This window comes from Pantoea sp. RIT-PI-b (genome assembly GCF_001187905.1).
GTDB lineage: Bacteria > Pseudomonadota > Gammaproteobacteria > Enterobacterales > Enterobacteriaceae > Pantoea > Pantoea nemavictus.
Genome location: NZ_LGIS01000017.1, coordinates 40,790 through 64,412 on the forward strand (window position 1 = coordinate 40,790; position 23,623 = coordinate 64,412).

The 23,623-nt window shown below is 55.9% G+C and carries 25 protein-coding genes; 9 read left to right on the forward strand and 16 right to left on the reverse strand.

Annotated features, from left to right (window positions below; all coding sequences use genetic code 11):
• The first annotated feature begins 3 nt into the window (after nucleotides 1–3).
• The 5 genes from AC790_RS10530 to AC790_RS10550 are packed head-to-tail and all read left to right on the forward strand — an operon-like array spanning nucleotide 4 to nucleotide 5,171.
• The gene (locus tag AC790_RS10530; protein ID WP_049851754.1) at nucleotides 4–1,635 is read left to right on the forward strand and encodes an ABC transporter substrate-binding protein; all 1,632 of its coding nucleotides are present in this window, start codon (nucleotides 4–6) and stop codon (nucleotides 1,633–1,635) included.
• Nucleotides 1,632–2,657, forward strand: coding sequence for an ABC transporter permease (locus AC790_RS10535; RefSeq protein WP_009128232.1), 1,026 nt, complete (start codon nucleotides 1,632–1,634; stop codon nucleotides 2,655–2,657). Before AC790_RS10530 ends, AC790_RS10535 begins: the two co-directional genes overlap by 4 nt.
• On the forward strand, nucleotides 2,654–3,559 hold the full coding sequence (locus tag AC790_RS10540; RefSeq protein ID WP_009128225.1) for an ABC transporter permease: 906 nt from the start codon (nucleotides 2,654–2,656) through the stop codon (nucleotides 3,557–3,559). The genes AC790_RS10535 and AC790_RS10540 overlap by 4 nt, the downstream gene beginning before the upstream one ends.
• Nucleotides 3,531–4,397 (forward strand): ABC transporter ATP-binding protein, encoded by an 867-nt coding sequence (locus AC790_RS10545; RefSeq protein WP_049851755.1) that lies wholly within the window; start codon nucleotides 3,531–3,533, stop codon nucleotides 4,395–4,397. Before AC790_RS10540 ends, AC790_RS10545 begins: the two co-directional genes overlap by 29 nt.
• 18 nt (nucleotides 4,398–4,415) lie before the next feature.
• Nucleotides 4,416–5,171 (forward strand): ABC transporter ATP-binding protein, encoded by a 756-nt coding sequence (locus AC790_RS10550; RefSeq protein ID WP_161804877.1) that lies wholly within the window; start codon nucleotides 4,416–4,418, stop codon nucleotides 5,169–5,171.
• Between the two features lie 127 nt (nucleotides 5,172–5,298).
• Here the strand turns inward: AC790_RS10550 and AC790_RS10555 are convergent, their stop codons facing one another.
• Both AC790_RS10555 and AC790_RS10560 read right to left on the reverse strand, forming a co-directional pair.
• The gene (locus AC790_RS10555) at nucleotides 5,299–6,324 is read right to left on the reverse strand and encodes a Fic family protein (RefSeq protein WP_049851757.1); all 1,026 of its coding nucleotides are present in this window, start codon (nucleotides 6,322–6,324) and stop codon (nucleotides 5,299–5,301) included.
• Between the two features lie 178 nt (nucleotides 6,325–6,502).
• Nucleotides 6,503–7,141 carry an RpiB/LacA/LacB family sugar-phosphate isomerase gene (locus AC790_RS10560; protein ID WP_049851758.1) on the reverse strand — a complete coding sequence of 213 codons (639 nt, stop codon included), beginning with the start codon at nucleotides 7,139–7,141 and terminating at the stop codon, nucleotides 6,503–6,505.
• Nucleotides 7,142–7,269: 128 nt separating this feature from the next.
• Here AC790_RS10560 and AC790_RS10565 point away from each other — a divergent pair, with 128 nt between their 5' ends.
• On the forward strand, nucleotides 7,270–7,599 hold the full coding sequence (locus AC790_RS10565; RefSeq protein WP_049851759.1) for a cupin domain-containing protein: 330 nt from the start codon (nucleotides 7,270–7,272) through the stop codon (nucleotides 7,597–7,599).
• 16 nt (nucleotides 7,600–7,615) lie between these two features.
• On the opposite strand, the gene AC790_RS10570 is transcribed toward AC790_RS10565, so the two are convergent.
• From AC790_RS10570 to AC790_RS10595, 6 genes are all read right to left on the reverse strand, one after another.
• Nucleotides 7,616–8,113: a protein disulfide oxidoreductase gene (locus AC790_RS10570; protein WP_049851760.1), complete on the reverse strand. Its 498-nt coding sequence runs from the start codon at nucleotides 8,111–8,113 to the stop codon at nucleotides 7,616–7,618.
• Complete coding sequence (locus AC790_RS10575; protein ID WP_009128218.1) at nucleotides 8,110–8,832, reverse strand: DsbA family protein; 723 nt, start codon at nucleotides 8,830–8,832, stop codon at nucleotides 8,110–8,112. Before AC790_RS10575 ends, AC790_RS10570 begins: the two co-directional genes overlap by 4 nt.
• A complete protein-coding gene (locus tag AC790_RS10580; protein ID WP_049851761.1) occupies nucleotides 8,832–10,832 on the reverse strand; it encodes a protein-disulfide reductase DsbD in 2,001 nt (666 codons plus the stop codon). The genes AC790_RS10575 and AC790_RS10580 overlap by 1 nt, the downstream gene beginning before the upstream one ends.
• A 49-nt stretch (nucleotides 10,833–10,881) precedes the next feature.
• Nucleotides 10,882–11,238: a hypothetical protein gene (locus AC790_RS10585; protein WP_049851762.1), complete on the reverse strand. Its 357-nt coding sequence runs from the start codon at nucleotides 11,236–11,238 to the stop codon at nucleotides 10,882–10,884.
• A 275-nt stretch (nucleotides 11,239–11,513) separates the two neighbouring features.
• The gene (locus AC790_RS10590; RefSeq protein WP_049851763.1) at nucleotides 11,514–12,308 is read right to left on the reverse strand and encodes an SDR family NAD(P)-dependent oxidoreductase; all 795 of its coding nucleotides are present in this window, start codon (nucleotides 12,306–12,308) and stop codon (nucleotides 11,514–11,516) included.
• A gap of 79 nt (nucleotides 12,309–12,387) precedes the next feature.
• Nucleotides 12,388–13,557 carry an MFS transporter gene (locus tag AC790_RS10595; RefSeq protein ID WP_049851764.1) on the reverse strand — a complete coding sequence of 390 codons (1,170 nt, stop codon included), beginning with the start codon at nucleotides 13,555–13,557 and terminating at the stop codon, nucleotides 12,388–12,390.
• 181 nt (nucleotides 13,558–13,738) lie between these two features.
• Here AC790_RS10595 and AC790_RS10600 point away from each other — a divergent pair, with 181 nt between their 5' ends.
• Nucleotides 13,739–14,668 (forward strand): LysR family transcriptional regulator, encoded by a 930-nt coding sequence (locus AC790_RS10600; protein ID WP_049851765.1) that lies wholly within the window; start codon nucleotides 13,739–13,741, stop codon nucleotides 14,666–14,668.
• On the opposite strand, the gene AC790_RS10605 is transcribed toward AC790_RS10600, so the two are convergent.
• The 7 genes from AC790_RS10605 to AC790_RS10635 form a co-directional block, all read right to left on the reverse strand.
• Nucleotides 14,617–15,201 (reverse strand): AAA family ATPase, encoded by a 585-nt coding sequence (locus AC790_RS10605; protein ID WP_049851766.1) that lies wholly within the window; start codon nucleotides 15,199–15,201, stop codon nucleotides 14,617–14,619. The two genes, AC790_RS10600 and AC790_RS10605, sit on opposite strands and share 52 nt — an antisense overlap.
• Entirely contained in the window at nucleotides 15,198–15,635 is a 438-nt protein-coding gene (locus tag AC790_RS10610) for a PTS sugar transporter subunit IIA (protein WP_009128206.1), read from the reverse strand. The genes AC790_RS10605 and AC790_RS10610 overlap by 4 nt, the downstream gene beginning before the upstream one ends.
• A gap of 8 nt (nucleotides 15,636–15,643) precedes the next feature.
• Complete coding sequence (locus tag AC790_RS10615) at nucleotides 15,644–15,913, reverse strand: hypothetical protein (RefSeq protein WP_009128204.1); 270 nt, start codon at nucleotides 15,911–15,913, stop codon at nucleotides 15,644–15,646.
• A gap of 62 nt (nucleotides 15,914–15,975) precedes the next feature.
• Nucleotides 15,976–16,818 (reverse strand): class II fructose-bisphosphate aldolase, encoded by an 843-nt coding sequence (locus tag AC790_RS10620; RefSeq protein WP_009128201.1) that lies wholly within the window; start codon nucleotides 16,816–16,818, stop codon nucleotides 15,976–15,978.
• Nucleotides 16,805–18,178: a PTS sugar transporter subunit IIC gene (locus tag AC790_RS10625; protein WP_049851767.1), complete on the reverse strand. Its 1,374-nt coding sequence runs from the start codon at nucleotides 18,176–18,178 to the stop codon at nucleotides 16,805–16,807. Before AC790_RS10625 ends, AC790_RS10620 begins: the two co-directional genes overlap by 14 nt.
• The gene (locus AC790_RS10630; RefSeq protein ID WP_008110086.1) at nucleotides 18,171–18,485 is read right to left on the reverse strand and encodes a PTS sugar transporter subunit IIB; all 315 of its coding nucleotides are present in this window, start codon (nucleotides 18,483–18,485) and stop codon (nucleotides 18,171–18,173) included. Before AC790_RS10630 ends, AC790_RS10625 begins: the two co-directional genes overlap by 8 nt.
• 10 nt (nucleotides 18,486–18,495) lie before the next feature.
• The gene (locus AC790_RS10635) at nucleotides 18,496–19,476 is read right to left on the reverse strand and encodes a 6-phosphofructokinase (protein WP_049851768.1); all 981 of its coding nucleotides are present in this window, start codon (nucleotides 19,474–19,476) and stop codon (nucleotides 18,496–18,498) included.
• 435 nt (nucleotides 19,477–19,911) lie between these two features.
• Between AC790_RS10635 and dld the strand changes: the two genes are divergently transcribed.
• Complete coding sequence (gene dld, locus AC790_RS10640) at nucleotides 19,912–21,606, forward strand: D-lactate dehydrogenase (RefSeq protein WP_049851769.1); 1,695 nt, start codon at nucleotides 19,912–19,914, stop codon at nucleotides 21,604–21,606.
• 862 nt (nucleotides 21,607–22,468) lie between these two features.
• On the opposite strand, the gene AC790_RS10645 is transcribed toward dld, so the two are convergent.
• Nucleotides 22,469–23,053, reverse strand: coding sequence for a YceI family protein (locus tag AC790_RS10645; RefSeq protein ID WP_007891816.1), 585 nt, complete (start codon nucleotides 23,051–23,053; stop codon nucleotides 22,469–22,471).
• Nucleotides 23,054–23,272: 219 nt separating this feature from the next.
• Between AC790_RS10645 and AC790_RS10650 the strand changes: the two genes are divergently transcribed.
• A complete protein-coding gene (locus AC790_RS10650) occupies nucleotides 23,273–23,623 on the forward strand; it encodes a type II toxin-antitoxin system RelE/ParE family toxin (RefSeq protein WP_007891814.1) in 351 nt (116 codons plus the stop codon).

A 23,623-nucleotide genomic window follows, 5' to 3' on the forward strand; every position in this document is an offset into this window, starting at 1 on the left:
CTTATGAACGTAGTGAACCGATGCAGAGCGTGGTGCGCCGCGCTGCTGCTGCTCACCTGTAGCCCGTCGCTGCTGGCCGCCACGCCAGACGACCAGCTGATTGTGGGCATGAACATGAATAATCTCCTCACTCTCGATCCCGCAGCCATGACCGGCAACGAAGTGGTCGGCATTGTGGTCAATCTCTATGACGGTTTGGTTGAGTTAGATCCGCAACAGCTCACCAACGTGCGCCCGGCGCTGGCGGAACGTTGGGAGATCAGCCCCGACAATCGTCAGCTCACCTTCCATTTGCGTGACAATGTCACCTTCCACTCCGGCAATGCGTTGAGCAGCGCCGATGTGATTTGGTCGATGCGCCGCGTGCTACACCTCAATCTGGCGCAGGCGTCGGTGTGGAAATCTTACGGCTTCAGCAAAGAGAACGTCGACCAGATGATCAGCGCGCCGGATGCGCGCACGGTAGTGATTCGCTTGCCTAAGCCTAACGATCCCAAACTGGTGCTCTATTCGCTGGCGGCGCTCGGCAGCATGGTGGTGCTTGATAGCAAAACCGTGCAGGCGCAGGCGGTAAATAACGATTGGGGCAATCGCTGGCTCACCACCCATGAAGCAGGGTCAGGACCGTTTCGTCTGGACGTGTGGCAAGCCAAAGATGTGCTGCGCATCAGCCGCGATCCCCACTATTGGCGCGGTGCACCCAAGCTGCAGCGCGTAGTGTTCCGTCATCTGCAGGAGTCGCAAACTCTGCGCCTGATGATGGAGAAAGGCGACCTTGATATCGCCAGCAACATGGCGATTCCCGATGTGAAGGCGTTGCGTCACGATCCCGACCTCTCCGTTGATGCCGTGCAAAAAGGCACGATTTATTACCTGGCAATGAGCATGAAGGACGATCACTTCGCCAATCCGCAAGTGCGCGAAGCGTTACGCTATCTGGTGGATTATCAGGGCATCAACAAAACGCTGATGGCCGGTTACGGCACGCTGCACCAGCGTCCGATTCAATCCGGCATGCCGGCGACGCTGCCCGATCCGGGTTACAAGCTCGATGTGCCGCGTGCCAAAGCGCTGCTGGCGGCTGCAGGTTATCCCAACGGTTTTGATACCACACTGCGCGTGCTGGCCGATCAGCCGTTCCTCAATGTCGCCATCGCCATTCAATCCACGCTGATGCAGGGCGGCATTCGCGCCAAAATTATTACCGGCACCGGCAACCAGATTTATGGTGCGATGCGCGATCGCCAGTTCAATTTGCTGGTGGGACGCGGCGGTAGCGGTGTGGAGCCCCATCCGCACTCCAGCCTGCGCGCGCTGGTTTACAACCCCAACAATGCCGACAGCGCGCGTCTCACCAATTTTCAGGGCTGGCGCACTGGCTTTTATGATGCGCAGCTGAACAGCATGATCGACAAAGCGCTGCTGGAGCGCGATGCCAAACAGCAGCAGCAGGATTACTTTGCCATCCAGCAACGTTACGACCAGCTGATTCCGGCGCTGATGCCGATTTCGCAAATGACCGATTCGGTGGTGGTGAACAATCGGGTGCAGGATTACGTGCCGCATCCGTCGGCTACCACTTTCCTGCGCGACGTGTGGAAAACGCCAGATAGCCTGGCAGGAGGTACGCAATGAAGCTAAGCAAAAGTCACTGGCGTCGTCTGCGCAGCCGCACGTTGCAGGTGGCGATCACCCTGTTTGGCCTGCTGCTGCTGACCTTCTTTATTGGTCGCGTGATGCCGCTCGACCCGGTGCTGGCGATTGTCGGGCCGGATGCTGACCACAATACCTACCAGCAGGTTTATCATCAGCTGGGCTTTGATAAACCGCTGTGGGTGCAGTTTGGCATCTATCTGCAGGGCTTGCTGCACGGCAATCTCGGGCTGGCGCTGCTCACCGGACAACCGGTCATACACGATATCCTGCGCGTCTTCCCGGCCACGGTGGAACTGGCGACGCTGGCGATTGTGATTGGCACCGGGCTCGGCGTTCCGCTCGGCGTGTGGGCCGCCGCCCGTCGCAACAGCCTGATTGATTATCTGGTGCGCATCATCAGTCTGGCGGGCTATTCCACCCCCATCTTCTGGGTCGGCATGGTCGGCCTGCTGCTGTTTTATGCCCATCTCGGCTGGGTGGGTGGCGCGGGTCGCGTTGACTTCAGCCTTGATGGCATTGTGCCGCGCCGCACCGGTTTCCTGCTGATTGATGCGTTGCTGGTAGGCAACTTCACGGTGTTCAGCAATGCGCTTAACCACCTGATTCTGCCCGCTTCCCTGCTCGGCTTTCACTCGCTGGCTTACATCAGCCGCATGACGCGCAGCTTCATGCTGGCGCAGCTGTCGCAGGAGTTCATTCTGACGGCGCGGGTAAAAGGCCTTAGCGAGTGGCAAGTGATTTGGCAGCACGCATTCCGCAATATTCTGGTGCAGCTGCTGACGGTGGTGGCGCTGGCCTACGGCTCGCTGCTGGAAGGCGCGGTGCTAATCGAAACCGTCTTCTCGTGGCCCGGTTTTGGTTCTTATCTCACCGGCAGCCTGATGCTCGGCGATATGAATGCGGTGATGGGCTGCGTATTGGTAGTCGGCCTGATTTTCGTGCTGCTTAACCTGCTCTCTGACCTGCTTTATCAGGTGTTCGATCCGAGGACCAAAGTATGACGATTTCTCTCGATACGCCGTTAGCCAGCCAGACGCGCGAACGGCTGGCGCGCTGTCGCCGCACCGGCGCGCGCATTGGCCATTTTCTCTGGCAAATGGCGCGCAACCCGTTAACCGCGATTGGCGGCGGGATTATCCTGCTGCTGCTGGTGGTGGCGCTGTTTGCACCGTGGATTGCGCCCTATCACCCGCTGATTCAGGACCTCAACAATGCGCTGACGCCGCCGAATGCGCAGCACTGGTTTGGTACCGATGAGTTTGGTCGCGATATCTTCAGCCGCCTCGTCTGGGGCGCGCGCATCACGCTGTATATCGTGCTGCTGGTGTCAGTCACCGTTGGCCCGCTGGGCCTGCTGCTCGGCGTCACCGCCGGTTATTTCGGCGGCAAAGTAGATAGCGTATTGATGCGCGTCACCGACATCTTCATCTCCTTCCCGAGTCTGGTGCTGGCGCTGGCGTTTGTCGCCGCGCTCGGTCCGGGACTGGAGCATGTGGTGATTGCCATCACGCTCACCGCCTGGCCGCCGATTGCCCGTCTGGCGCGTGCTGAAGCGCTGTCGCTGCGCCAGGCCGATTTTGTTTCGGCGGTGCGCTTACAGGGTGCCTCTTCACTGCGCATTTTGTGGAAACACATCGTGCCGCTGTGCCTGCCGTCGGTGATCATCCGCATCACCATGAATATGGCCGGCATCATTCTCACTGCGGCCGGACTGGGTTTTCTCGGATTGGGCGCGCAGCCGCCGGATCCTGAATGGGGCGCGATGATCGCCAGCGGCCGTACCTATATGCTCGAATGTTGGTGGGTGGTAACGGTGCCGGGTCTGGCAATTCTGATCAACAGCTTAGCGTTCAACTTCTTAGGAGATGGCTTACGTGACATCCTCGATCCCCGCAGCGAATAGCGCTGCACCATTGCTCGACGTACAGGATTTACAGGTCAATTTCGTCAATGGTCGCCTCGTCACACCCGCGGTGCGCGGCATCTCCTTCCAGTTAGGCAAAGAGAAACTGGCGATTGTCGGCGAATCCGGCTCCGGCAAATCCACCGTAGGTCGTGCGCTACTGCAACTGCATCCGCGCAGCGCACAAGTCACCGCACAGCGTATGCAGTTTGGCGAGATTGATCTGCTGCGCGCCACGCCCGCGCAGATGCGCGCCATTCGCGGTAAACGCATTTCAATGATTATGCAGGATCCGAAATACTCGCTAAATCCGGTGGTGCGGGTTGGTGAGCAGATAGCCGAAGCCTGGCGCAGCCATCATCCTGGACAGCGCGAAGTGGCGCGTCAGCGAGCGATGGAGATGCTTGAGGTGGTGCAGGTGCGCGATCCCGGGCGTATTTATCAGTGTTATCCGCACGAAATTTCTGGCGGTCAGGGCCAGCGCGTGATGATCGCCATGATGCTGATTACCGATCCCGAGTTGCTGATTGCCGATGAACCCACCTCGGCGCTGGACGTTTCAGTGCGCCTGCAGGTGCTGGCGCTGCTGGATGATTTGGTGAAACAGCGCGGGCTGGGGCTGATCTTTATCAGCCACGACATCAATCTGGTGCGGCGCTTCTGCGATCGCGTGCTGGTGATGTATGCCGGGCGCGTGGTGGAGTCGCTGGCCGCCAGCGAACTCGATCGCGCACAGCATCCCTATACGCAAGGCTTACTGGCCGCGCTGCCGGATATGGATCAGCGTCGCGCACGGCTGCCGGTGCTGCAACGTCAGGCCAGCTGGCTGCAACCTTAAGGAGCAACGATGAACGAGATGATCCGCGTCAGTAATCTCAACCTCAGTTTTGGCGAGGAGGAGCGCTGTAATCAGGTATTGTTTGACGTCAATTTATCGATTCGCCAGGGCGAGATTTTTGGTCTGGTCGGCGAGTCGGGATCGGGCAAAACCACGGTGCTGAAATGCCTGGCCGGGCTGTTTACCCACTGGCAGGGCGAGCTGGCGATTGACGGCGTCGCGCTGGAGCATCGCATCGCCCGCGAGCGTTGCCGCAGCGTGCAGATGGTGTTTCAGGATCCTTACGGATCGCTCCATCCGCGCCACACTATCGGCGATATTCTTGAGGAGCCGCTGCAGATTCACGGTATCGGACAGCGCCAGCAACGGGTGATCGCGATGCTGGAAAAAGTGGGCCTCAATCGCGCGTGGCAAACACGCTATCCGCATCAGCTCTCCGGCGGTCAGCGACAGCGCGTCGCCATTGCTCGTGCGCTGATCCTTGAGCCGCGCGTATTGCTGCTGGATGAACCGACGTCAGCGCTGGATGTATCGGTGCAGGCGGAGATCCTCAACCTGCTCAGCGACTTGCAGCAGCAGGAGAAGCTGACCTATTTGATGGTCACGCACGATCTCGGCGTGGTGGCGCATCTGTGCCATCGCGTGGCGGTCATGCAGCATGGCAAAGTGCTGGAGACACTGGATGTCGATGCGCTGGTAAACAACCGCGCGCAAGTGGCCTATACGCAGATGCTGGTCGATGCGAGTCGGCAGGATAATGGGGTTTTGGCGTAGGTTCGCCATTGATGGTGAGCAGGTGCGCATCAATGCGCACCCTACGAACAAATTACTGCGTCAGTTCACGCACAAAGCGCGCAATTTCCTCACTCTGACCCTTTTCATTAACACGCCGCTGCAATTATCAAATAACACGCCAGTAACCGCCTTTGGCAGCACCGACTCGTTGCAGACGATAAAGTGATTGTAACGTTTTGAGATTACGTTCAACTGTCCTGCTGCTCACGCCCAGCAGCTGCGAGAGATCGGCAATCGTCATCTCAGGTGATTTACGCAGAGCAGACAGTATTTTCTCAGCGGTTACGGAAAGTTTAGCCGATGGTTTCTCCGACATTTTCTCCGACACTTTCTCCGACACAATCCCCTTTGAGGTGTCGATTGAAACAGTACGAGAGCCAATCCCTTCAGCCAGCGCCTCGATCAATTTTTCCAGCATAAATGCGATAAACGGCGTGCAGTCACTGCTGCGATCGCATTCCCCTAAAACGCGATAATAGTGTTGTTGTTGATTATGGATCAGCGTTTCAACCGGTAGCCAGGCAAATTCAGTACGCCATTCACTGAGAATCAAGGTTTGCCATAATCTTCCCATGCGCCCATTGCCATCAGTGAAAGGGTGAATAAATTCAAATTCGTAGTGGAAGATTGAACTGGCAATCAGCGGATGAATATCCGTTTGTTTAACCCAACCGAGTAAATCACCTATCAGCCTTGAGACCTGGTTTGCAGGCGGAGCCATATGGATAAGTTGCTGTTCGCGATAGACACCCACATTGCCATTGCGTAATTGGCCCGGCGCATCAACCAGCCCGGTCATCAACAACCGATGTGCCGACAGTAAATCGCTAAGGTTGCCACTTTGCCAAACATTGAGTTTTTCATAAGCCAGAATGGCGTTGCGCACTTCCTGAATATCTTTAGCCGGAGCCAACACGCGCTTGCCTTCCATAATCGCAGTCACCTGTTCAGTTGACAGACTATTATGCTCAATAGCCAGCGAAGCTTGAATGGTGCGGATACGATTCTCTTTACGTAAAAGCGGTGAGGATTGTTCTGCCTGAGCGGCCCAGCGCCCTAATAACTCACCAACCTCAATCACCTGATTCAGGATAGTAGGCGTAATGGTGTAAGGCGGCTGATAACCTGCCATGCATCTCTCCCTGGATAACGGCTGAACTTAAGAATTTGGCTAAAGCGGTGATATTAAGCATGACCTGCGAGGATATTACAATTTTAGGCATCGTGTGACGGGGAAGCGTGAGATTTAAAATCCGGCAGTGATAAAACAACCAAGCCAGGTTTCCCTGGCTTAGTTAAACGCGTCTCGATTACTGCGTCAGTTCACGCACAAAGCGTGCAATTTCCTCACTCTGACCATGCTCAAACAGTGCATGCTGCAGACGTGGGCCGCTCAACGCGGTTCTCACCAGTTCAGGGTCGATGGCGCGCAGTGAATCGAGGTAGTTCTCTTTCAGCAATGCCGCTTTCACCTGATTAAGCAATCCGGCATTGCGCACCTGCGGCTCTTTGCGCTCTGGCGGATAGCCGTGCCCTTTCTCGCCGGTGAAGGCTTTTTCGAAGATAAAGCGCAGGTTCAATTCCGCGCCCCAGCCGAAGCCTTTGGCGAACGGCAGCGACAGCGCATTGCCGTTATTGATTTGCGCAAACAGGTAGGCATCGGCGGGATCGATGCAGTAACCGCACACCACGCCCGGATGCAGGTTAAGCGACATCAAGGCGCCCTGTCCGGTGCCGCAGCCGGCCACCACGAAATCCACGGCTTGGCTGTTCAGCAGCACGTTGGCCATGATGCCGAGGTGAATGTAGGTCAGATGATGATCTTGCTCGTCGCTCATACCGACGTTAAACACCTGATGTCCGAGCGGTTGCGCCACGGACTGAAGCTCTTTCAACACCGTTGCGTTCTTCGCAGCCTGGCTGTTTTCCATCATCAAAGCGATTTTCATGATCCATCCTCAGATTAAATTGAAACACCGTTTCATTTTAATCAAAGAACGGTAAAATGCAGCCTTTAAATGCCTTTTTGACTGTGAGTTATGTCACACATTCACCATGCAACCGGCAAGGAGAAAACATGTTTATCTATAAAAACACCACGCAGTTAGAGGATCTCGGCAACGGCGTCACCCGCAGGGTGCTGGCGCACGGCGGCAGTATGATGGCGGTGGAAGTGACCTTTGCGCAAGATGCCGTTGGTCCGCTGCATCATCATCCGCATGAGCAGCTGACCTACGTGTTGTCGGGACGTTTTGCCTTTACCATTGATGGTAAGACACAGGAGGTCGGCGCGGGGGATACGCTGTATAAAGCGCCCAATATTGTCCACGGCTGCGTTTGCCTGGAGGCCGGCGTGCTGCTGGATACTTTTACGCCCCAGCGCGAGGATTTTCTGGCGGCACCGTAACGCGCCGCCAGTGAAATCAGCGGGCGGCCCACCACAAGCGCAGCTTGAGGCCCCACCCGCTGGTCCAGCCGCTGCTGGTGCTGATGACTTTACCCTGGTGCAGTACGATAAAGGTCGGCGTAGCGTTGATATCCCAGCGCTGGCCGATCGCCCCGCTTTCATCATTGATCGCCACACCTTGCAGCCCTTTCTTCTCCAGCCAGGTCGCAACCCGCGCATCATTGCCGGAACGCAGCGCCACGCTCACCACTTTTACGCCTTGCTGGCTTAACGATGCCACGGTGGGTGTGGTGAGCTTGCATACGCCGCACCACGTGGCCCACACGTAGACCAACAGCGGCTGATGCTGACTGAGTTCGGCAAGATTAACCTCGCCCTGCAGCGCGGTTAGCGGCTGTTGCGCCAAATCAACGGGCAGCTGCGGAGCGCGCAGCCAATCCATGCCCCACAGCGCCGCAGCGACAATCAGCACCAGAAAAAGCGCCTCACGTAACCCGCGCTTCACGCGACTCATTGCTTCGCCTGCAGCGCGCCTTTCACTGCGGCTTCCAGCTGTTCATACGGCACCGCACCGCTGATCATCTGATCGCCCACCAGCGTGGCTGGCGTGCCCTGCACACCCAACTGCTGCGCCAGCGTCAGATTACTGTTGATGGTATCGAGGCTGGCTTTGCTTGGCTGTTTCAGCGTAATGCCAGTTTTCTCTAGCGCCGCGTCAATACTGGCTTCATCGTGATTGCCCTTCTTCGCCATTAAACGCTCATGCAGCTTGAGGAAGTTCTTTGGCTGCTGCTCCCAGACGGTAAGCGCCAGACGTGCCGAGGTCAGCGAGGTTTCCGCGCGATACGGCAGCGGCTTAATCACCACCGCTACCTGCGGATAGGCTTTCATCAGCTTTTCTATGTCTGCTTCAAACTTTTTACAGAACACGCAGTTGTAATCGGTGAAGTAAACCAGCGTCAGCGCGGGCTTCTCAGCACCGATGCGCGGTGAACCGGCATCGTTGAACAGCACATCGTGGTTTTTCTTCACCATCTGCGCGACCACATTTTGCTGCTGCTGTGCCGCTTCTTTATCGAATGCATCAGCCGCTTCCGCCAGAATCGCTGGGTTCTGCACTAATGTTTCACGAATCAGCTCCTTAATGCGCGCTTCCTGCTCGGGAGTAAATGGCGCAGCCGCAAGTGCAGGCATGGCAAGGAACATCAATGGCAGTAACAGGGATTTCTTCATTATTTTTTCGCCTCAGAGAGAGTGGAGATCACCGCTTCACGACTCAGCAGCGGTGACAAAATCTGGCCTTGCGGCAGTGCCGGGCCATAAATTTGGTTAAAAGGAATCGCTACACGATCGCGGCGACGCAGGAACTCACCGATAGCGGGATCGGGTTGCGTCCAGTCGCCGCGCAGCAACACCACATCATCGGCCTTCAGCGCAGCACGCACATCCGGCTGATTAAGCACGCGAGATTTATTCACTTTGCAGGTAATGCACCAGTCTGCGGTGACATCAACAAACACCCGTTTGTCCTGCTCGAGCGCTTGATGGATGGCGGCTTCGGTCAGCGGCTGCCAGTGCAGCGCATCCTCTTCCGGCTCGATGCGCGTCATAAGCAGTAACGCACCGGCCAGCGTCAGCGTGATAAACACCAGGCCCGCCTGTTGCAGCGCACGGCGTTTAACCAGCCAGCCACACAGCACCAGCAGCAGCGCCACCGCCAGCACTAGCGCAACCGTGCTGCCCCAATGCGGTACCAGCAGCGTCACCAGCCAGAAGGTGGCAAGCAGCATCAACAAACCGAGCACAGTGCGCAGACGCACCATCCAGCGACCGGGACGCGGCAAGCAACGCGCCATACCCGGCAACGCCGCAACCAGCAGCCACGGCAGGCTCATGCCCACACCCAGCGCGACAAACAGCAGCCACAGCTGCGGCAGCGGCGCCGTCAGCGCGAAGGCCACGGCGGTACCAAGGAACGGTGCGCTACACGGCGTGGCCAGCAAGGTGGCAAACGCGCCCTGTCCGAAGTGTCCGAGCAGACCCTCACCGCCCTGGGTCGCCAGTTTAGTATTCAGGCCCGACGGCAAGCGGAAGTGCAGCAGATCAAACAGGCTGGCGCTGAACAGGAACATCACCAGCACCATCACCAGCAGGAAACCGCTACTCTGGAACTGGATGCCCCAGCCCAGCGCCTGGCCGCTCAGTCGCAGCCCCGTCATCAGCAGCGCCAGCAGCAGGAAGGAGAAGATAATGCCGGCGCTGGAAGCAAGGAACTGCTTGCGCGTTTGACGCTGGGTTTGCCCCTGCTGCTGCACCAAACTGCTGAGCTTGATCGCCAGCACCGGCAACACGCAGGGCATCAGATTGAGGATTAAACCGCCCAGCAGCGCCAGCAGCAGCACGGACCAGAAGGTCTGCGCTGCCTCGCCCGACACCAGCGTTTCCGCGCCGATGGTTAACGAACTTTGCTGCGCGATGCCCGCATCGGCCACCACCAGCGACAGCGTTTTGCCGCGCAGATCCGGTGCCGCTTCACCCCACTCATCAGTTACCGCCACGCGCGCGCTGAGCGTGTCGCCATTAACACTGATGTGCGGTGCCGCCAGCATGCTGCCCGGCGGATAGTCGAAGAACAGCTCCGGCTTTTGCCAGCCACCCTGACGCTCGGCACGGATTTGCAGCTCACCGTTGATGAAGCTGGCGGCGAGTTGATCGGTTAAGCCGCTTGCCGCCGGAATTTTTCCCATCGCCTCGGCGAAATCGCGCGGAAAATCGGCGTCAGCGGGCTGCGTCAGGTCGAGGCTGAACGGGAAGTCGGTAAGAATGCAGACGTCGCTACAGGTTGAGAGCGTCAGCGTACCTGCCAGCCGCAGGCTCGACAATTTTGCCAGTGTGATTGGCAGCGTGATATCGCCTTTGTAGCCTTGCGTGGTCAAACCGCTGACGTCAAAACGCGCGGGCGCTGGCCAAAACCATTGCGCATTAACCTCTGGCGTTTGCCAACGAATTTCCGGTGCTACGCCGCCTTCACCTGGCGTGCGCCAGTAGGTTTTCCAGCCAGGTTGCAAGCGGATATCCAGCAGCAGTTGCTGATCATTATTGTGGCTGGCGCTACGTAGACGCACTTCCGCGTGGCTGTTTTGCGCATTGCGCAGCCAGCCAGTATCTGCCGCCTGCGCGGTGATCGCACAGCTCGCCAGCAGGAGCAGCAGACTCCTGATAAATATAGACATGGTGATTCTCCAGTGAATAACAGGGTTTACGCGATGCAACGCGTAAGTGTTATTCCCGGAAGACGCAGAGGGTCAGATGCCGCCGTCGCAGTGGCGGAAACAGCGGTGTCCGGCGATAGCCGAAGGAGGTAGAGCGTTGCGTAAAGGTGGCAATCAACGCCAGCAGCAACAGCAGGAAAGGCAGTGCGGTATCCAGGATTGGCGCGGCGGCACTCAACGATTTCGCGCTCAGGGCACAGGGCTTTTCGCTGCCGCTGGCATCGTCATTACCGTTTACCTGCGTGGACGCGCTGACCTGCGCCAGCGGCGCAGATGGTAAATTGAAGCTGCGCTGGACGAGACAAAACGCCAGCACCAGACAAACCAGTGCCAGAATCCATTTTGCGCGTGATAGCGATATCGTCATGCCGCAGCCTCAGAGAAAAGTGCGGGCATTTTAAGCATCGACAGCAGAAACACCAAGCTTTGCAGTGTAAACTTTTGTCTTTGTTGTGCGGAGCGTGTTTTGAGCCGGTGGCATAAGGGTACCAACCGGGCTGATGGGTAACAGTTTGCTCGCTGTAGTTAAAGGTGCTTGCTGTCCCCCATCCTGGCCTTCCCCCGCAAGCGGGGGAAGGAAACGCAGCCATATGCTGCTTCAGAACTCACATGCATGGCGACCAGGTCAATCGCAGCATGCGGCTAAACAATATCATCCACGACGCCACCATCGACGCGCAGCGCGGCGCCCGACGTGGCTGATGCCTGTTTCGAACAGACATACACCACCATATTCGCCACCTCTTCCACCGTAGCGGCACGCTGAATGATGGAGCTTGGCCGCTGGGCCATCACAAACGCTTTCGCTAACTCTTCCAGCGGCTTGCCGGTGCGTTTCACTTCATCTTCCATCATCGCGGCAAAGCCATCGGAAAGCGTAGGGCCCGGCAGCACGCTGTTGACCGTCACACCACTGCCCGCCACCACCTTCGCCAGTCCGCGCGCCAGCGACAGTTGCGCGGTTTTACTGACGCCGTAGTGCAGCATTTCGGCAGGAATGTTCAGCGCCGACTCCGAGGAGATAAATACCACTCGCCCCCAGCCACGCTTCACCATCTCCGGCAACAGTGCCCGCGACAGGCGCACGCCAGACATCACGTTGGTTTGCCAATAGGCTTCCCAGGTTTCATCGTCCACTTCATAAAAGTCCTGCGGGCCGTAAATCCCGGCGTTATTGACCAGAATATCAATGGGCGGCAAGCCGTTGAGCAGCTGTTTGACGCCCTGCGCACTGCCAAGGTCGGCGATGAAGGTGTGGATTTTTGCCCCCGCCACCAAACCGTTTAGCTTTTCACGCGCGCGACTGACCGAAGCTTCGCTGCGCCCATTCAACACCACTTCCGCCCCGCTGGCGGCTAAGCCCTGCGCAATAGCAAAACCAATGCCGCCGGTTGACGCGGTGACCAGTGCTGTTTTTCCGTGTAAATCGATGTTCATGGAACTCTCCTATGCGATCGTTATCACAAAAGCCTGGTTGATGCCGCCAAATATGCATTGACAAATCATGCGGTTATTATCACGACGAGGGATTAACGGCGGCCCGAACGGCACGTTGTCCCGTCCGCCATGCCACTGCAAAAGCCATAATTAACAACAGCAGCAACACCGGCGTGAAACTGACGATACCGAAATTCTGCAATAACATGCCGCCCAGCATGCCGCCACCCGCAATCGCCAGATTCCATACTGTTACCAACATCGATTGTGCGACATCAGTCGCGGAACTCGCCCGCTGCACCATCGCGGTTTGAAACAGCGTTGCCGCACCACCAAAGGCCAATCCCCACAATCCCACCGCCAGCCCTACCAGCAGTGCACTGGACATATTCAGTTGCAGCAGCAGCGCTGCAGCGATGAAAAGGCCGATGCAACTAAGCGTTAGCGGCTGGAGATATCGGTCCACTACTATGCCAGTGATGACGATACTGACCAGCGAGCCGCTGCCAAACAGCAGCAGGATCGCGTCGGTACGCGCCATTAACCCAGCCGGCTGCAGAAACGGTGAGATATAGGTGTAGAGAATGTTATGCGCCAGCACGAAACACAGCACCAGCGCCAGCACGCTACGCACGCCGGGCAAGCGCGTAACGGTGGCCAGAGACAAACGCTGCCGTGCCGCTTGCCCGGGCTGCTCTGGAGCAGTGAGACGCAGCACCAGCATCAGCAGCAGTGACAGCCCACTTAACGCCATAAAACTCAGGCGCCAGCCGATGGCGTTACCCACAAAGGTCCCGAGCGGCACGCCAATCGATAGCGCCAGCGGCGTGCCTGCCATCGCTATCGCAATGGCTTTGCCTTTTTTTTCCACTGGCGCCATCGACGCGGCATAACCGGCCAGCAGCGCCCACAAGACGCCAGCAGCAGTACCCGCGACACCGCGCGCGATCAGCAGTAAAAGGTAGTCATTAGCCATGGCGGTGATCAGATTTGCTGCGGTAAAACCGGCCAGGGTGAATAGCAACAAACGACGGCGCCGCACGCCTTGCAATAGCGTCATCAACGGGATCGCCGCCAGGAAGGAGCCCACCGCATACACCGTAACGCTCTGCCCGGCTGCCGCCACTGAAATGGATAACTCCTGCGCCATCGGCGTCAGCAATCCGGCGGGAAGCGCCTCGGTAACGATGGTGACAAACGCAGCCAGACTTAATGCCAGCAGCGGAATCAAAGGTAAACGTTCGCTCATAATGCCTCCCGCATTCGCGGCAGCTCATCCAGCGCCTGCGGCATCACCGCCTGAAGTAAATCCTGCATGCTTTTCTCTCCTCAATAATGAATAGCTTCACAGTAGTCACTTCTCTATTGCGGAAAAAGCGCGGTATATTTCTCGACTTAACGGACATTTATGTCCGCAATCGCGAGGCAACATGGACAGTCTGAACAGTATGGTGGTGTTCGTGCAGGTGGCGGAAACCCGCAGCTTTGTGGCTGCAGGGCGGCATTTAGGGCTTTCCGCCTCGGCGGTGGGCAAAAGCATTGCCCGGCTGGAGGATAAACTTGGCGTGCGGCTATTTCACCGCAGCACGCGCAGCATCACGCTGACCGCCGAAGGCGCGCTGTTTCTGCAGCGCTGCCGCCGAATTCTGGCCGAAATTGAAGCTGCCGAAAGCGAGCTGTCGCAGGCAGCAGGCCGTCCCGCCGGGCGTTTGAAACTGAGCCTGCCGATTGTGGGTTCGCTGATCTTGCCGGTGTTAGGCGACTTTATGCAGGCCTATCCGGACATTCAGCTCGATCTCGACTTCAGCGATCGCGTTGTCGATGTGATTGCCGAAGGATATGACGTGGTGATGCGCGCTGGACCGCCGACGGATTCACGCCTCTCGGCGCGCAAGCTGGGTTATGCCTACTCCATCGCGGTGGCCTCGCCAGACTATCTGGCCCGTTATGGTGAACCTAAAACACCCGAAGCGTTGACGCAGCACGCTTGTCTGCACTATCGCTTTAACACCACCGGTAAGCTGGAGCGCTGGGTGCTGCGCGGCTACGAGGATGAACAGGAGCTGACGCTGCCCACCACCATGATCTGTAACAACATTGAGACTCGCGTCTGCTTTGCGCTGCGTGGATTAGGAATCGCCATGCTACCGGATTTCTCGATTCGCGAAGCACTGGCACAAGGTACGCTACGCGAGGTATTAGGTGACTTCGCCTGCCATCGCAACGTGTTTCACCTGTTGTGGCCCGCCAGTAAACATCCGTCGCCAAAAGTGCGCGCGCTGATCGACTTCCTCAGCGCACGCGTTTTTCAACCAGAAGCGGATAACGCCGGCCGGGCAGCGATTGGCCGTCGCAGCTGACGCTGCAACCAGGCAAAGGCGGCCGCCTGGTCTGGATTGCGCGCATCCAGTTGCAACACCGGACCCAGCGCCATCGGCTGCGCGCTTTCGGCCAGCTTGCGCAGCTCCGGCAAATACTCGGCGCCGGGATGACCGGGCATACGATCCGTCAATCGCGACTGATAGCGTGCCACCGCATCATCGGGCGAAATCGCCAGCCACAGCTCCAGCACCCGCGTCACGCCGGCGTGCTGCAATCCCTGCTGCAATACTTCGCGCGGCTGAAAGCCAAACCAGGCATCGATCACATAGGTGCAGCGCGCCGGGGCTTGCGCCACCACTTTCCAGATCGCCTGGTAAGCAGCACAGCCCAGTTGTCGATTGCGCTGGCGATCCACCGGCGCAAAGCTGGCCATAAACGGCTCTTTCAGGCTATCCAGCGTCAGCACCGGCAAGCCGAACTGCTCGGCCAGCGCGCGCGTCAGGGTGCTTTTGCCCGACGCCGGAATGCCATTCACCAGCACCACCACCTTCTCTTCAGTGTCGGTTGTCATAGGATGTCTATCACCTCCGCGGCACTGCTGGCGTTGCGCAGTCGCACCAGCGTCTCTTCATCTTCCAGCAGCGTCACAATCGCGCGAATGCCCTCTTCAATGTGGGCATTGCTATCACGCGCGCCGAACATAATCACGATGTCGGCTTTGTCGCTGCCGTCGAACGAAATCGGCTCATCCAGCACAATCATGCTAAAACAATCTTTCAGCACGCCGGTTTCTGGCCGGGCGTGAGGGATGGCAATGCCCTCTTCAAACACGTAGTACGCGCCATGTTCCAGCGTATTGGCGATCACCGCTTCCGGATAGCTGGCTTTGATGTAACCGCCGTTGACCAGTGGAAGCGCAGCCAGCGCAATCACCTCGCGCCAATCCCTGGCGCTGATCCCCACCTGAATCGCACTTGCCTCCTGCAGCAGCTGTTTAATACTCATACTGCCTCCTAAATTGATTTGCGAATGGTGTTGCGCAGTTCATCAATTTTGACAAACAGCGGATCAATTTCCTGACGAAAACGACGGCTTTTAGCAAAGATATTTAATGCACGATTATACTCTAGCATTAATTGTTTTTGCGTATCTGTCGCCTGCGGATTATTTGCCAGCTGTTGCTCTAGCTGGCTTATTTTACCGCTGATGGTTTCAGCCTGAAGATCTATTTCCTGTGAATCCTGGCTCTTATTATCCGAGCCCTTTTTCAAGAATCCAAACATAGCGTCTCCTGCCCCGAATGGCGCCGGGCACCTCAGGTTATTACGTCATGAGTGAGTCGGAATTAGCGGAACAGCTGAATCTTTTCTACCAGAACATTGGTCACCGCGTCGTTAGCTGGCACAAGGAAATTGCGCACGCTATCGTTGACCTTGCCCTTTTCAAACGTCTGCTTACAGTTGGCTACCCACTGCACATTCATCTCAGTGCCGACATTCACTTTCTCGATGCCGCTGCGCACCGCAAGACGCATGTCTTCATCGCTGACGCCGGTGCCACCGTGCAACACCAGCGGCGTATGCGTGGCGTCAGTGATATCCGCCAGGCGCTGATGCTGAATGTGCGCTTTGCCGGTGTACAAGCCGTGTACCGTGCCGATGGAGATGGCTAACATGTCGACGCCGGTCTCCTCCACGAAGCGTTTGGCATCGTCTACCGTGGTGAAAGCCGTTTCGCTCATCGCCACCACTTTGCCATCTTCAGAGCCGCCAATGGCGCCAAGCTCCGCTTCCACCGAGACATCCAGCGGACGTGCCATATCAATAACCCGACGCGTATTGGCAATGTTCTCTTCAATCGGTAAATGTGAGCCGTCGTACATAATCGAACTGAAGCCGGCATCCAGGGCGGTTTGAATCGCGGCTAAATCGGAACAGTGATCGAGATGCAAGCAGGTTGGGACATTGCGGCTCTCTGATAATGAACGAATGGCATCCACCAATAATTTATGTCCCAGATATTTCGCGGTGCCGGTAGATATCTGAATCATTAATGGACTATTGGTTTTTTCTGCCGCGCTAAAAAAGGCCGGCAACATCTCCAGGCAGTGCAAATTAAAGGAACCCAGCGCTTTAAAATCACGTTCTTTAGCCACCTGTAACAGATCGGTAAAGTTATAAAGTTTCATGGAGCTTTTCCTCATGGGATTTAGACTTGGTGGATTTTCCGTTAACAAACCAGGCGATAAGGGTAATAAAGGCAATAAACAGCGCGACGAATAGCCAGTTATTCTGGAATGCGTGGCCGAGCACCAGACCGGTACTGATCACATCCGAATCACTGAAGGTGACGCCGGTAAAACCGTAGCTTTCCAGCATCGGCACCAGAATCGCCGGCAGGAAGGTGATGAACAGACCGTGAACGAAACCACCGATCATCGCACCGCGACGTCCGCCGAGCGCATTACCAAATACGCCTGCGGTGCCACCGGCAAAGAAGTTGGTCAGCAGGCCAGGCAGAATCATCGCCAGACCAAACATCGGGAACACCAGCATGCCGACTACCGAACCCATGGTGGTGGCGAGGAAGCCGACAATCACCGCGTTCGGGGCATAGGGGAACATCACCGGGCAGTCGAGCGCCGGTTTAGCATCGGGCACCAAACGCATGGCAATACCGCGGAAGGCTGGCACCAATTCGTTCAGCAGTAGGCGCACGCCGCTGTACAGCACGAACACGCCGCACACGAACTGAATTGACTGCATAAAGGCATACATCAAATAGTTCATGCCGTTGCTGTACTGGCCGATAAATTCCGGACCGGCTGCCACAGCGGGAATCAGGTACATCGGTACCATCACCACCGCCATCGACAGATAGGTGTCCTGCAGGAATTTAAAGTTGTCGGGCAGTTTGAGATCTTCAGTAGAGCGCGAGCCTTTGCCCACCACCTTCGCTACCGCCGCCGTCAGCAGGTAGCCGATGGTGCAGAAGTGGCCGAGCGCCACGTCATCGGAGTCAGTAATGCGGCGCACCACCGGTTGTGCCAGCGCGGGCATCACCACCGCCATAATGCCGCCGAAGATGCCGCCGGTAAGGATCAGAGGTAAACCTGTCAGCCCCGCTTTATAGCCAATCACCGCACCGATTGTCGCCATCCACAGCAGCGCCTGACCGGTCAGGAAGATGTATTTGAACGGTGTCAGACGCGCAATGATGATATTGACGATAAAGATCACCAACAGCGTCAGCGCCACTTCTGAACCCAGCTCGCGGTTAGCTAACCCGGCGATGGCGGCAACGTCGGTGATATAACCCTGCATGCCAAAACCGTGGGTAAAAATGGTGTTGAGGAAGGTCAGCGTGCCAACAATAATGTTGATACCGGCCATCATAATTAAGAAACCGAGCAGGGTTTTAAAGGTGCCTTCCACCACCTTTCCCGCCGATTTTTTTTGCAGTAGCAGACCAATCAGGGCAATAAAGGCGATCAATATTGATGCCTGCCCTAATAGATCTTTTACCAGGAAGTCGATCACACTATTCATGATTAGCAACCTTTAAGTTACGTTCTTTCATAAACGCCACGATTTTTTCTTCAATTTCCGCTTTATCAGTGAGCTTATTGAGAATAATCACCCGCTTAATTTGTTCCGGGCTGGCATCGGCATTTAACACATCAGCGAAGGCTTTCTGGGTTAAAATCATGTCGGATTTAAAGGCGTTGGCTTCAGAAATGGTGGTGTGATCGATATCAGCATCGATTTCGAGTTTCTTTAATACCGACTTGGCGCTCATCTCAATCGCAAAGCTAGAACCCAGACCACATCCACAGACACATAATATTTTCAGCATGGCTATTTCCTCACAGAATTTGCAGTTGTTTAGCGAGTTTATAATGATGCCCTTCAGTATCGACCAGGCGTTTTTTCATGCTTATTAAATCAATCGGAATCGGTCGATTACTGCCATTAATAATCACCGCTTTATTGCGCATTCCCGACTGAATACAACGCGCGACTTCACTGGCCATAATGGTGCCCTGGTAAATCTCTTCACAGGTAGGGTCGCCATTACGCAGGCCGTAACCGATAATGGTTTTACGAATACGGACACCGATTAACGGTTCAATTTGTTTAATTAAGGTGTCGATAGCACCCTGGAAGCCCGGTGAATATTCACGGGTATAGCCTTCCGAGCACAAAATAATCACGCTGTTCTGCGCGGCCAGCCGCTGCGTGATACGCTCAGCCAGCTCCTGCGGCGCAATCTGGCATTCGGGGATCAGCGCGAAATCCGCATTAGACTTGATCGCCGACTGCAGGGTTAATTCGCCGCAATAGCCACCGAGCAGCTCCACCATAAATACGCGACCGGTTAACGCACGCCCGGTATTGCGTAATTTCGCCACCTCTTTTAATACCTGCTCGCAGGCGGTGGAGAATCCAATACTGTAATCACTGCCAAATACGTCATTATCGATGGTCATGCCAACGCCGAAACAGTTGACACCAAATTCGCTTAGCGTATGCAGGAATTGCAATGAACCATCTCCGCCGGCCATAATTAACACATCAATACGCAGCGACTTAAGGTGTTTAGCAATGCTCTCATATTCGGGCCGAATTAATTTTTTGCTGGTGCGTCCCGACTGCATTACCGGAATAGCGGCAATGGCATAATCCACTAAATCGCGCTGGGATATTTCCTGGTGATTATTTTCCAGCAGACCGGGTATGCCGCCATTGAATAACACCATTTCCGCCTGCGTTAAGCGCGATATTTGGTACACAAAGTTATTAATCCCGGTGACATCGCCACCGCTGATCACCATGCCAATTCTCATTGTCATCACCCTTCATGCTGTGCGTCTGATATTCATTCTTCCGATTAACCGACTTGTTATTTGCAACGGATGTCACACTTTTGCCATGAATTTCCCTATTGAGATCGTTGACAGCGCTTTTTGATGACTTAATTTTGTGATTTAAATCACATCCACATTTCAGTCTTTTGATAACAATATCTACCAAAATCATACTGTTATATTTAAATCAGCCAGCTAAACTTACCGGTATAATTAACGCCGCTAACGCTCGTTTTCTTTCGATCTATTTTGTGATTTCCCGCGCATTTTTATCGTTCACTGACATTTATTCCGTAAAAGATAAAGGGATAATGATTGCGTGCGTTATTTCCCTGCCAGTGCCAGTCAATGATTGACTCAATGCGGCTGCGCTTGTCCAATACCGTGGCGGATAAAGAATAAATAAGAGAGAAGATGAGCATGCAGAAGGAAATGTTGCGTGAGTTGGCTGACGTGGTGGGTGACAAGCAGTTATTAACCCATGCTGATGATAAAGCCTGGTATATAAAAGGGTTCCGCGTCGGACGTGGCGAAGCGCTGGCGGTGGTGTTACCGCAAAGCTTATTACAGCTTTGGCAAACGTTGCAGGTGTGTGTGGCGCACGACGTCATCGTACTGATGCAGGCCTCGAATACCGGCGTCACCGGTGGCTCCACGCCCGACGGCAACGATTACGATCGCGATGTGGTGATCATCAGCACCCGCCAGCTTCAAGGTGTGCAGGTGATCGATCAGGCGCGTCAGGTGATTGCGTTTCCCGGTACCACCCTCACCGAACTGGAGCACACCTTGCAGCCACTGGGCCGCGAGCCGCATTCGGTGATTGGCTCGTCCTGCATCGGCGCGTCAGTGGTGGGCGGCATCTGTAATAATTCCGGCGGTTCGCTGATTCGCCGCGGCCCGGCCTTTACCGAGAAGTCGCTGTTCGCGCGTATTCATGACGATGGCCGATTAGAGCTAGTCAATCACCTGGGTATTGCGTTGGGCGAGACGCCGGAGGCAATGCTGGACGCGCTGACGCAGCAGCACTATCAAACCGGCGAGCAGCCCGACTGGCAGGGGAAAATCTGGGCTGATGATTACGCCGATCGCCTGCGTGACGTCGCGGCAGACTCTCCGGCACGCTTTAACGGTGACCTGCGCTACCTGCACGAAAGCGCCGGCAGTGCGGGAAAAGTGGTGGTGTTTGCCGTGCGCTTGCCCACCTTCGAAGCCAGTGCCGGCAGCGATACCTTTTACATCGGCACCGATGATGAAAGCGTGCTGGTTGAACTGCGGCGTTATCTGTTAACCCGCATGAGCGAGTTACCTCTGCAGGCGGAATATATCCATCGCAACGCCTTTGATTTGACGGTGCGCTACGCCAAGCATATGTATCTGGCAATCCGCAAACTTGGTCCGCAGGCGATTCCACAGATGATGGCGAAGAAAGCCAAATGGGATGTGCGCGTCAGTCACCTGAAATTCCTGCCACGCAATTTTGTTGATCGGATGCTGCAATGCTTTAACCAACTGACGCCGAGCTTTATCGCGCCGCGCATCATGGCTTACCGCAGCGAGTATCAACACCATTTGATGATTAAAGTCGAGTCGCAGCAAACCGCTGAACTGCAAGCGCTGTTGCAGTCATTCTTTGCAGAGCACGCGGGCGGCTTTTTCCACTGCGATGCACGTGAAGCGGCGGATGCGTTTCTGGTGCGTTTTGGCGTGGGCGGCTGCACCATCTCCTACTGTGATGCGCTAGGCTACAACCCCAACGAGCGGCTGGTGGCCTTCGACGTGGCGCTACGGCGAAATGATGATGTGTGGCGCCTGACGCTGCCGGATCACCTGGCGATGCAGGTGCAGGTCGATTCATGCTGCGGGCACTTCTTCTGTTTTGTGAATCACCAGGATTACGTGCTGAAACCGGGCTGCGACGCCAAAGTGTTTAAGGAAGAGGTGAAGCAGTATCTGGAGCAGCGCGGGGCTAAATATCCCGCCGAGCACAATGTCGGACATCTGTATGAGGCTTCATGCGAGCACGTTGAGCACTGGAAGCAGCTCGATCCTACCAATAGTTGCAATCCGGGAATTGGCAAAACCAGTAAGAAGAAGTTTTGGCGATAAATGTAGCATCAGCAGCCAGGTCGCCATAAATGGCGTAATGCTTGTCAGTTAAGCAGCGTACTGGCTCCGCAGGGGTTCCGCCCGCTAAGCATCCGGCAGTTTCAGAATGTGTGAAGCCGGCGGCCGGGCTAAGGTCCGAAGGCGCGGACCTTAGCAATCCGCGCCTGCGCCGTCCTCGCTGTTCCCTCGCTTATCACTCCGGCCTGACGGACCGCGCGGATTCGCCATCCCTGCCTCATGCCGCGCTTTCGCCGACGTCGTGTCGGCTCATCCTGGCCGTCCCTCTGCGCTCGGCGCTGCGGATAGCGCTCAACACCGTCGCCTGTCATTACCGCATCTGATTTGAAATTTTGCTGGCTGAAGATTGTGGGTTACCTGGTCGCCATGAATGGCGACACTACAGGCGTGACAGCGATGGTGATTCAGGAATAGGCATTGATGCTGCAGCGCGGGTGTTGAGGCGACATCCCAGCCCGCTGAGCGAGTGAGGGATTCCAGGGCGAGCCGCAGGGATGCGGCGAGAGGCGGCGCTGAGCAGGAGCGAATCGCCGCCGGTCCGTCAGGAATCGCGAGGGAGCGAAGGCACCGCGAAGCGGCGGGATGGGCTGGCGCAGGGCCCGGGAGTGCAGAGGGCGCGGCCAGGCGTCCTCTGCTCGGTCGCCGCACGGCATAGCTGAAACTGCCTCAGCCGATGGCGAACGAAAGTCGCTCAGCGCTTAACTGATCGGCATTACGCCATAAATGGCGATCCTACGGTTATTTAGCGGGATTTCGTAGGGTGCGCATTCATGCGCACCTGGTCACCATCAATGCGCGTCCTGGCGGATTAATAGCGATTGTGACTCAGCAAACATCGATGCGATTATTTCGCGTATGCTTCGGTTGAGATGGTCAACGTCACGTCATCGCCTACCGCTGGCACATACTTATCCAGCTTGAAATCCGAACGCTTAATCACGCCAGTGGCATCAAAACCAATGGCCTCTTTTTTCACCATCGGATGCATGCCCTGCTGATTCAGCGTGGCATGCAAGGTGACCGGCTTGGTAATCCCTTTCAACGTCAGGTTACCTTCCACGTCGAATTTGTTATCACCCTTGGCTTCCACTTTGGTGCTGTGGAATACCGCTGAAGGATATTTTGCGGTATCGAAATACTCAGCACCGAGAAACTCTTTGGTCAATGCAGGTACGTGGGTATCAATTTGCGTAATCGGCAGCGTGACATCAACGCGCGACTGCTGCGGCTGATCCTTATCAAATACGATTGACCCTTTGCTATTCGGGATATCGGCCGTCGGGTGAGAGAAACCAAAGTGCGTCCAGGTCACGATGACCGAGGTGTGCGCCGGATCGAGGGCATAGTGCATCGCTGCAGCCTGTGACAAGGGGGCATAAAGCGTAGCCGCCGCCAACAGTGGCAGCGCAAGACGGGTAACGTTTTTCACTCGCAGTTCCTTTTAGATCGGGATAATGCAGTGAGTGTCGCCCTTTACCCGCTAACTAACCAGTGAAGAGATTTGCTGGTGACTGTCAAATATATTCAAATATATCAATGAGTAATAATCATCATACGAAAAAGTCACAGCGAGTAAGTAGCATGCTCGTTGCTTTCATAGCCTAAAGGCTATAGGTTATTTATAGCAAAAAAGCTATGGGATGGCATTATGTGGGAAATTCTGACAACGGATGTTTTCGATAAGTGGTTCCTGGCGCAGAGTGAAGCACTGCGCGAAGATGTGTTAGCCGCGATGACTATTTTAGGTGAAATGGGACCCCAATTGGGACGCCCTTATGTTGATACGCTAAAAGGTAGCGATGTCCCTAACCTGAAGGAGTTGCGCATTCAGCATGCAGGTAACCCCATCAGGGCATTTTTCGCTTTTGATCCGGTGCGACGCGCTATTGTGCTATGCGCAGGGAATAAAACCGGCTGCAACCAAAAACAGTTTTACCGAACGATGATTCGCCTTGCTGAAACAGAATACCGTAAGCATGTGGCACAGATGGAGGGATAA

What these genes read in the sequence shown, in the direction of transcription:
- AC790_RS10575 (WP_009128218.1), bottom strand. Translation starts at nt 8,832, where the DNA reads ATGAAGAAATCCCTGTTACTGCCATTGATGTTCCTTGCCATGCCTGCA.
- AC790_RS10530 (WP_049851754.1), top strand. Translation starts at nt 4, where the DNA reads ATGAACGTAGTGAACCGATGCAGAGCGTGGTGCGCCGCGCTGCTGCTG.
- AC790_RS10540 (WP_009128225.1), top strand. Translation starts at nt 2,654, where the DNA reads ATGACGATTTCTCTCGATACGCCGTTAGCCAGCCAGACGCGCGAACGG.
- AC790_RS10565 (WP_049851759.1), top strand. Translation starts at nt 7,270, where the DNA reads ATGTTTATCTATAAAAACACCACGCAGTTAGAGGATCTCGGCAACGGC.
- AC790_RS10570 (WP_049851760.1), bottom strand. Translation starts at nt 8,113, where the DNA reads ATGAGTCGCGTGAAGCGCGGGTTACGTGAGGCGCTTTTTCTGGTGCTG.
- AC790_RS10580 (WP_049851761.1), bottom strand. Translation starts at nt 10,832, where the DNA reads ATGTCTATATTTATCAGGAGTCTGCTGCTCCTGCTGGCGAGCTGTGCG.
- AC790_RS10650 (WP_007891814.1), top strand. Translation starts at nt 23,273, where the DNA reads ATGTGGGAAATTCTGACAACGGATGTTTTCGATAAGTGGTTCCTGGCG.
- AC790_RS10555 (WP_049851757.1), bottom strand. Translation starts at nt 6,324, where the DNA reads ATGGCAGGTTATCAGCCGCCTTACACCATTACGCCTACTATCCTGAAT.
- AC790_RS10560 (WP_049851758.1), bottom strand. Translation starts at nt 7,141, where the DNA reads ATGAAAATCGCTTTGATGATGGAAAACAGCCAGGCTGCGAAGAACGCA.
- AC790_RS10615 (WP_009128204.1), bottom strand. Translation starts at nt 15,913, where the DNA reads ATGTTTGGATTCTTGAAAAAGGGCTCGGATAATAAGAGCCAGGATTCA.
- dld (WP_049851769.1), top strand. Translation starts at nt 19,912, where the DNA reads ATGAGCATGCAGAAGGAAATGTTGCGTGAGTTGGCTGACGTGGTGGGT.
- AC790_RS10635 (WP_049851768.1), bottom strand. Translation starts at nt 19,476, where the DNA reads ATGAGAATTGGCATGGTGATCAGCGGTGGCGATGTCACCGGGATTAAT.
- AC790_RS10625 (WP_049851767.1), bottom strand. Translation starts at nt 18,178, where the DNA reads ATGAATAGTGTGATCGACTTCCTGGTAAAAGATCTATTAGGGCAGGCA.
- AC790_RS10590 (WP_049851763.1), bottom strand. Translation starts at nt 12,308, where the DNA reads ATGAACATCGATTTACACGGAAAAACAGCACTGGTCACCGCGTCAACC.
- AC790_RS10600 (WP_049851765.1), top strand. Translation starts at nt 13,739, where the DNA reads ATGGACAGTCTGAACAGTATGGTGGTGTTCGTGCAGGTGGCGGAAACC.
- AC790_RS10605 (WP_049851766.1), bottom strand. Translation starts at nt 15,201, where the DNA reads ATGACAACCGACACTGAAGAGAAGGTGGTGGTGCTGGTGAATGGCATT.
- AC790_RS10550 (WP_161804877.1), top strand. Translation starts at nt 4,416, where the DNA reads ATGATCCGCGTCAGTAATCTCAACCTCAGTTTTGGCGAGGAGGAGCGC.
- AC790_RS10630 (WP_008110086.1), bottom strand. Translation starts at nt 18,485, where the DNA reads ATGCTGAAAATATTATGTGTCTGTGGATGTGGTCTGGGTTCTAGCTTT.
- AC790_RS10620 (WP_009128201.1), bottom strand. Translation starts at nt 16,818, where the DNA reads ATGAAACTTTATAACTTTACCGATCTGTTACAGGTGGCTAAAGAACGT.
- AC790_RS10585 (WP_049851762.1), bottom strand. Translation starts at nt 11,238, where the DNA reads ATGACGATATCGCTATCACGCGCAAAATGGATTCTGGCACTGGTTTGT.
- AC790_RS10535 (WP_009128232.1), top strand. Translation starts at nt 1,632, where the DNA reads ATGAAGCTAAGCAAAAGTCACTGGCGTCGTCTGCGCAGCCGCACGTTG.
- AC790_RS10595 (WP_049851764.1), bottom strand. Translation starts at nt 13,557, where the DNA reads ATGAGCGAACGTTTACCTTTGATTCCGCTGCTGGCATTAAGTCTGGCT.
- AC790_RS10610 (WP_009128206.1), bottom strand. Translation starts at nt 15,635, where the DNA reads ATGAGTATTAAACAGCTGCTGCAGGAGGCAAGTGCGATTCAGGTGGGG.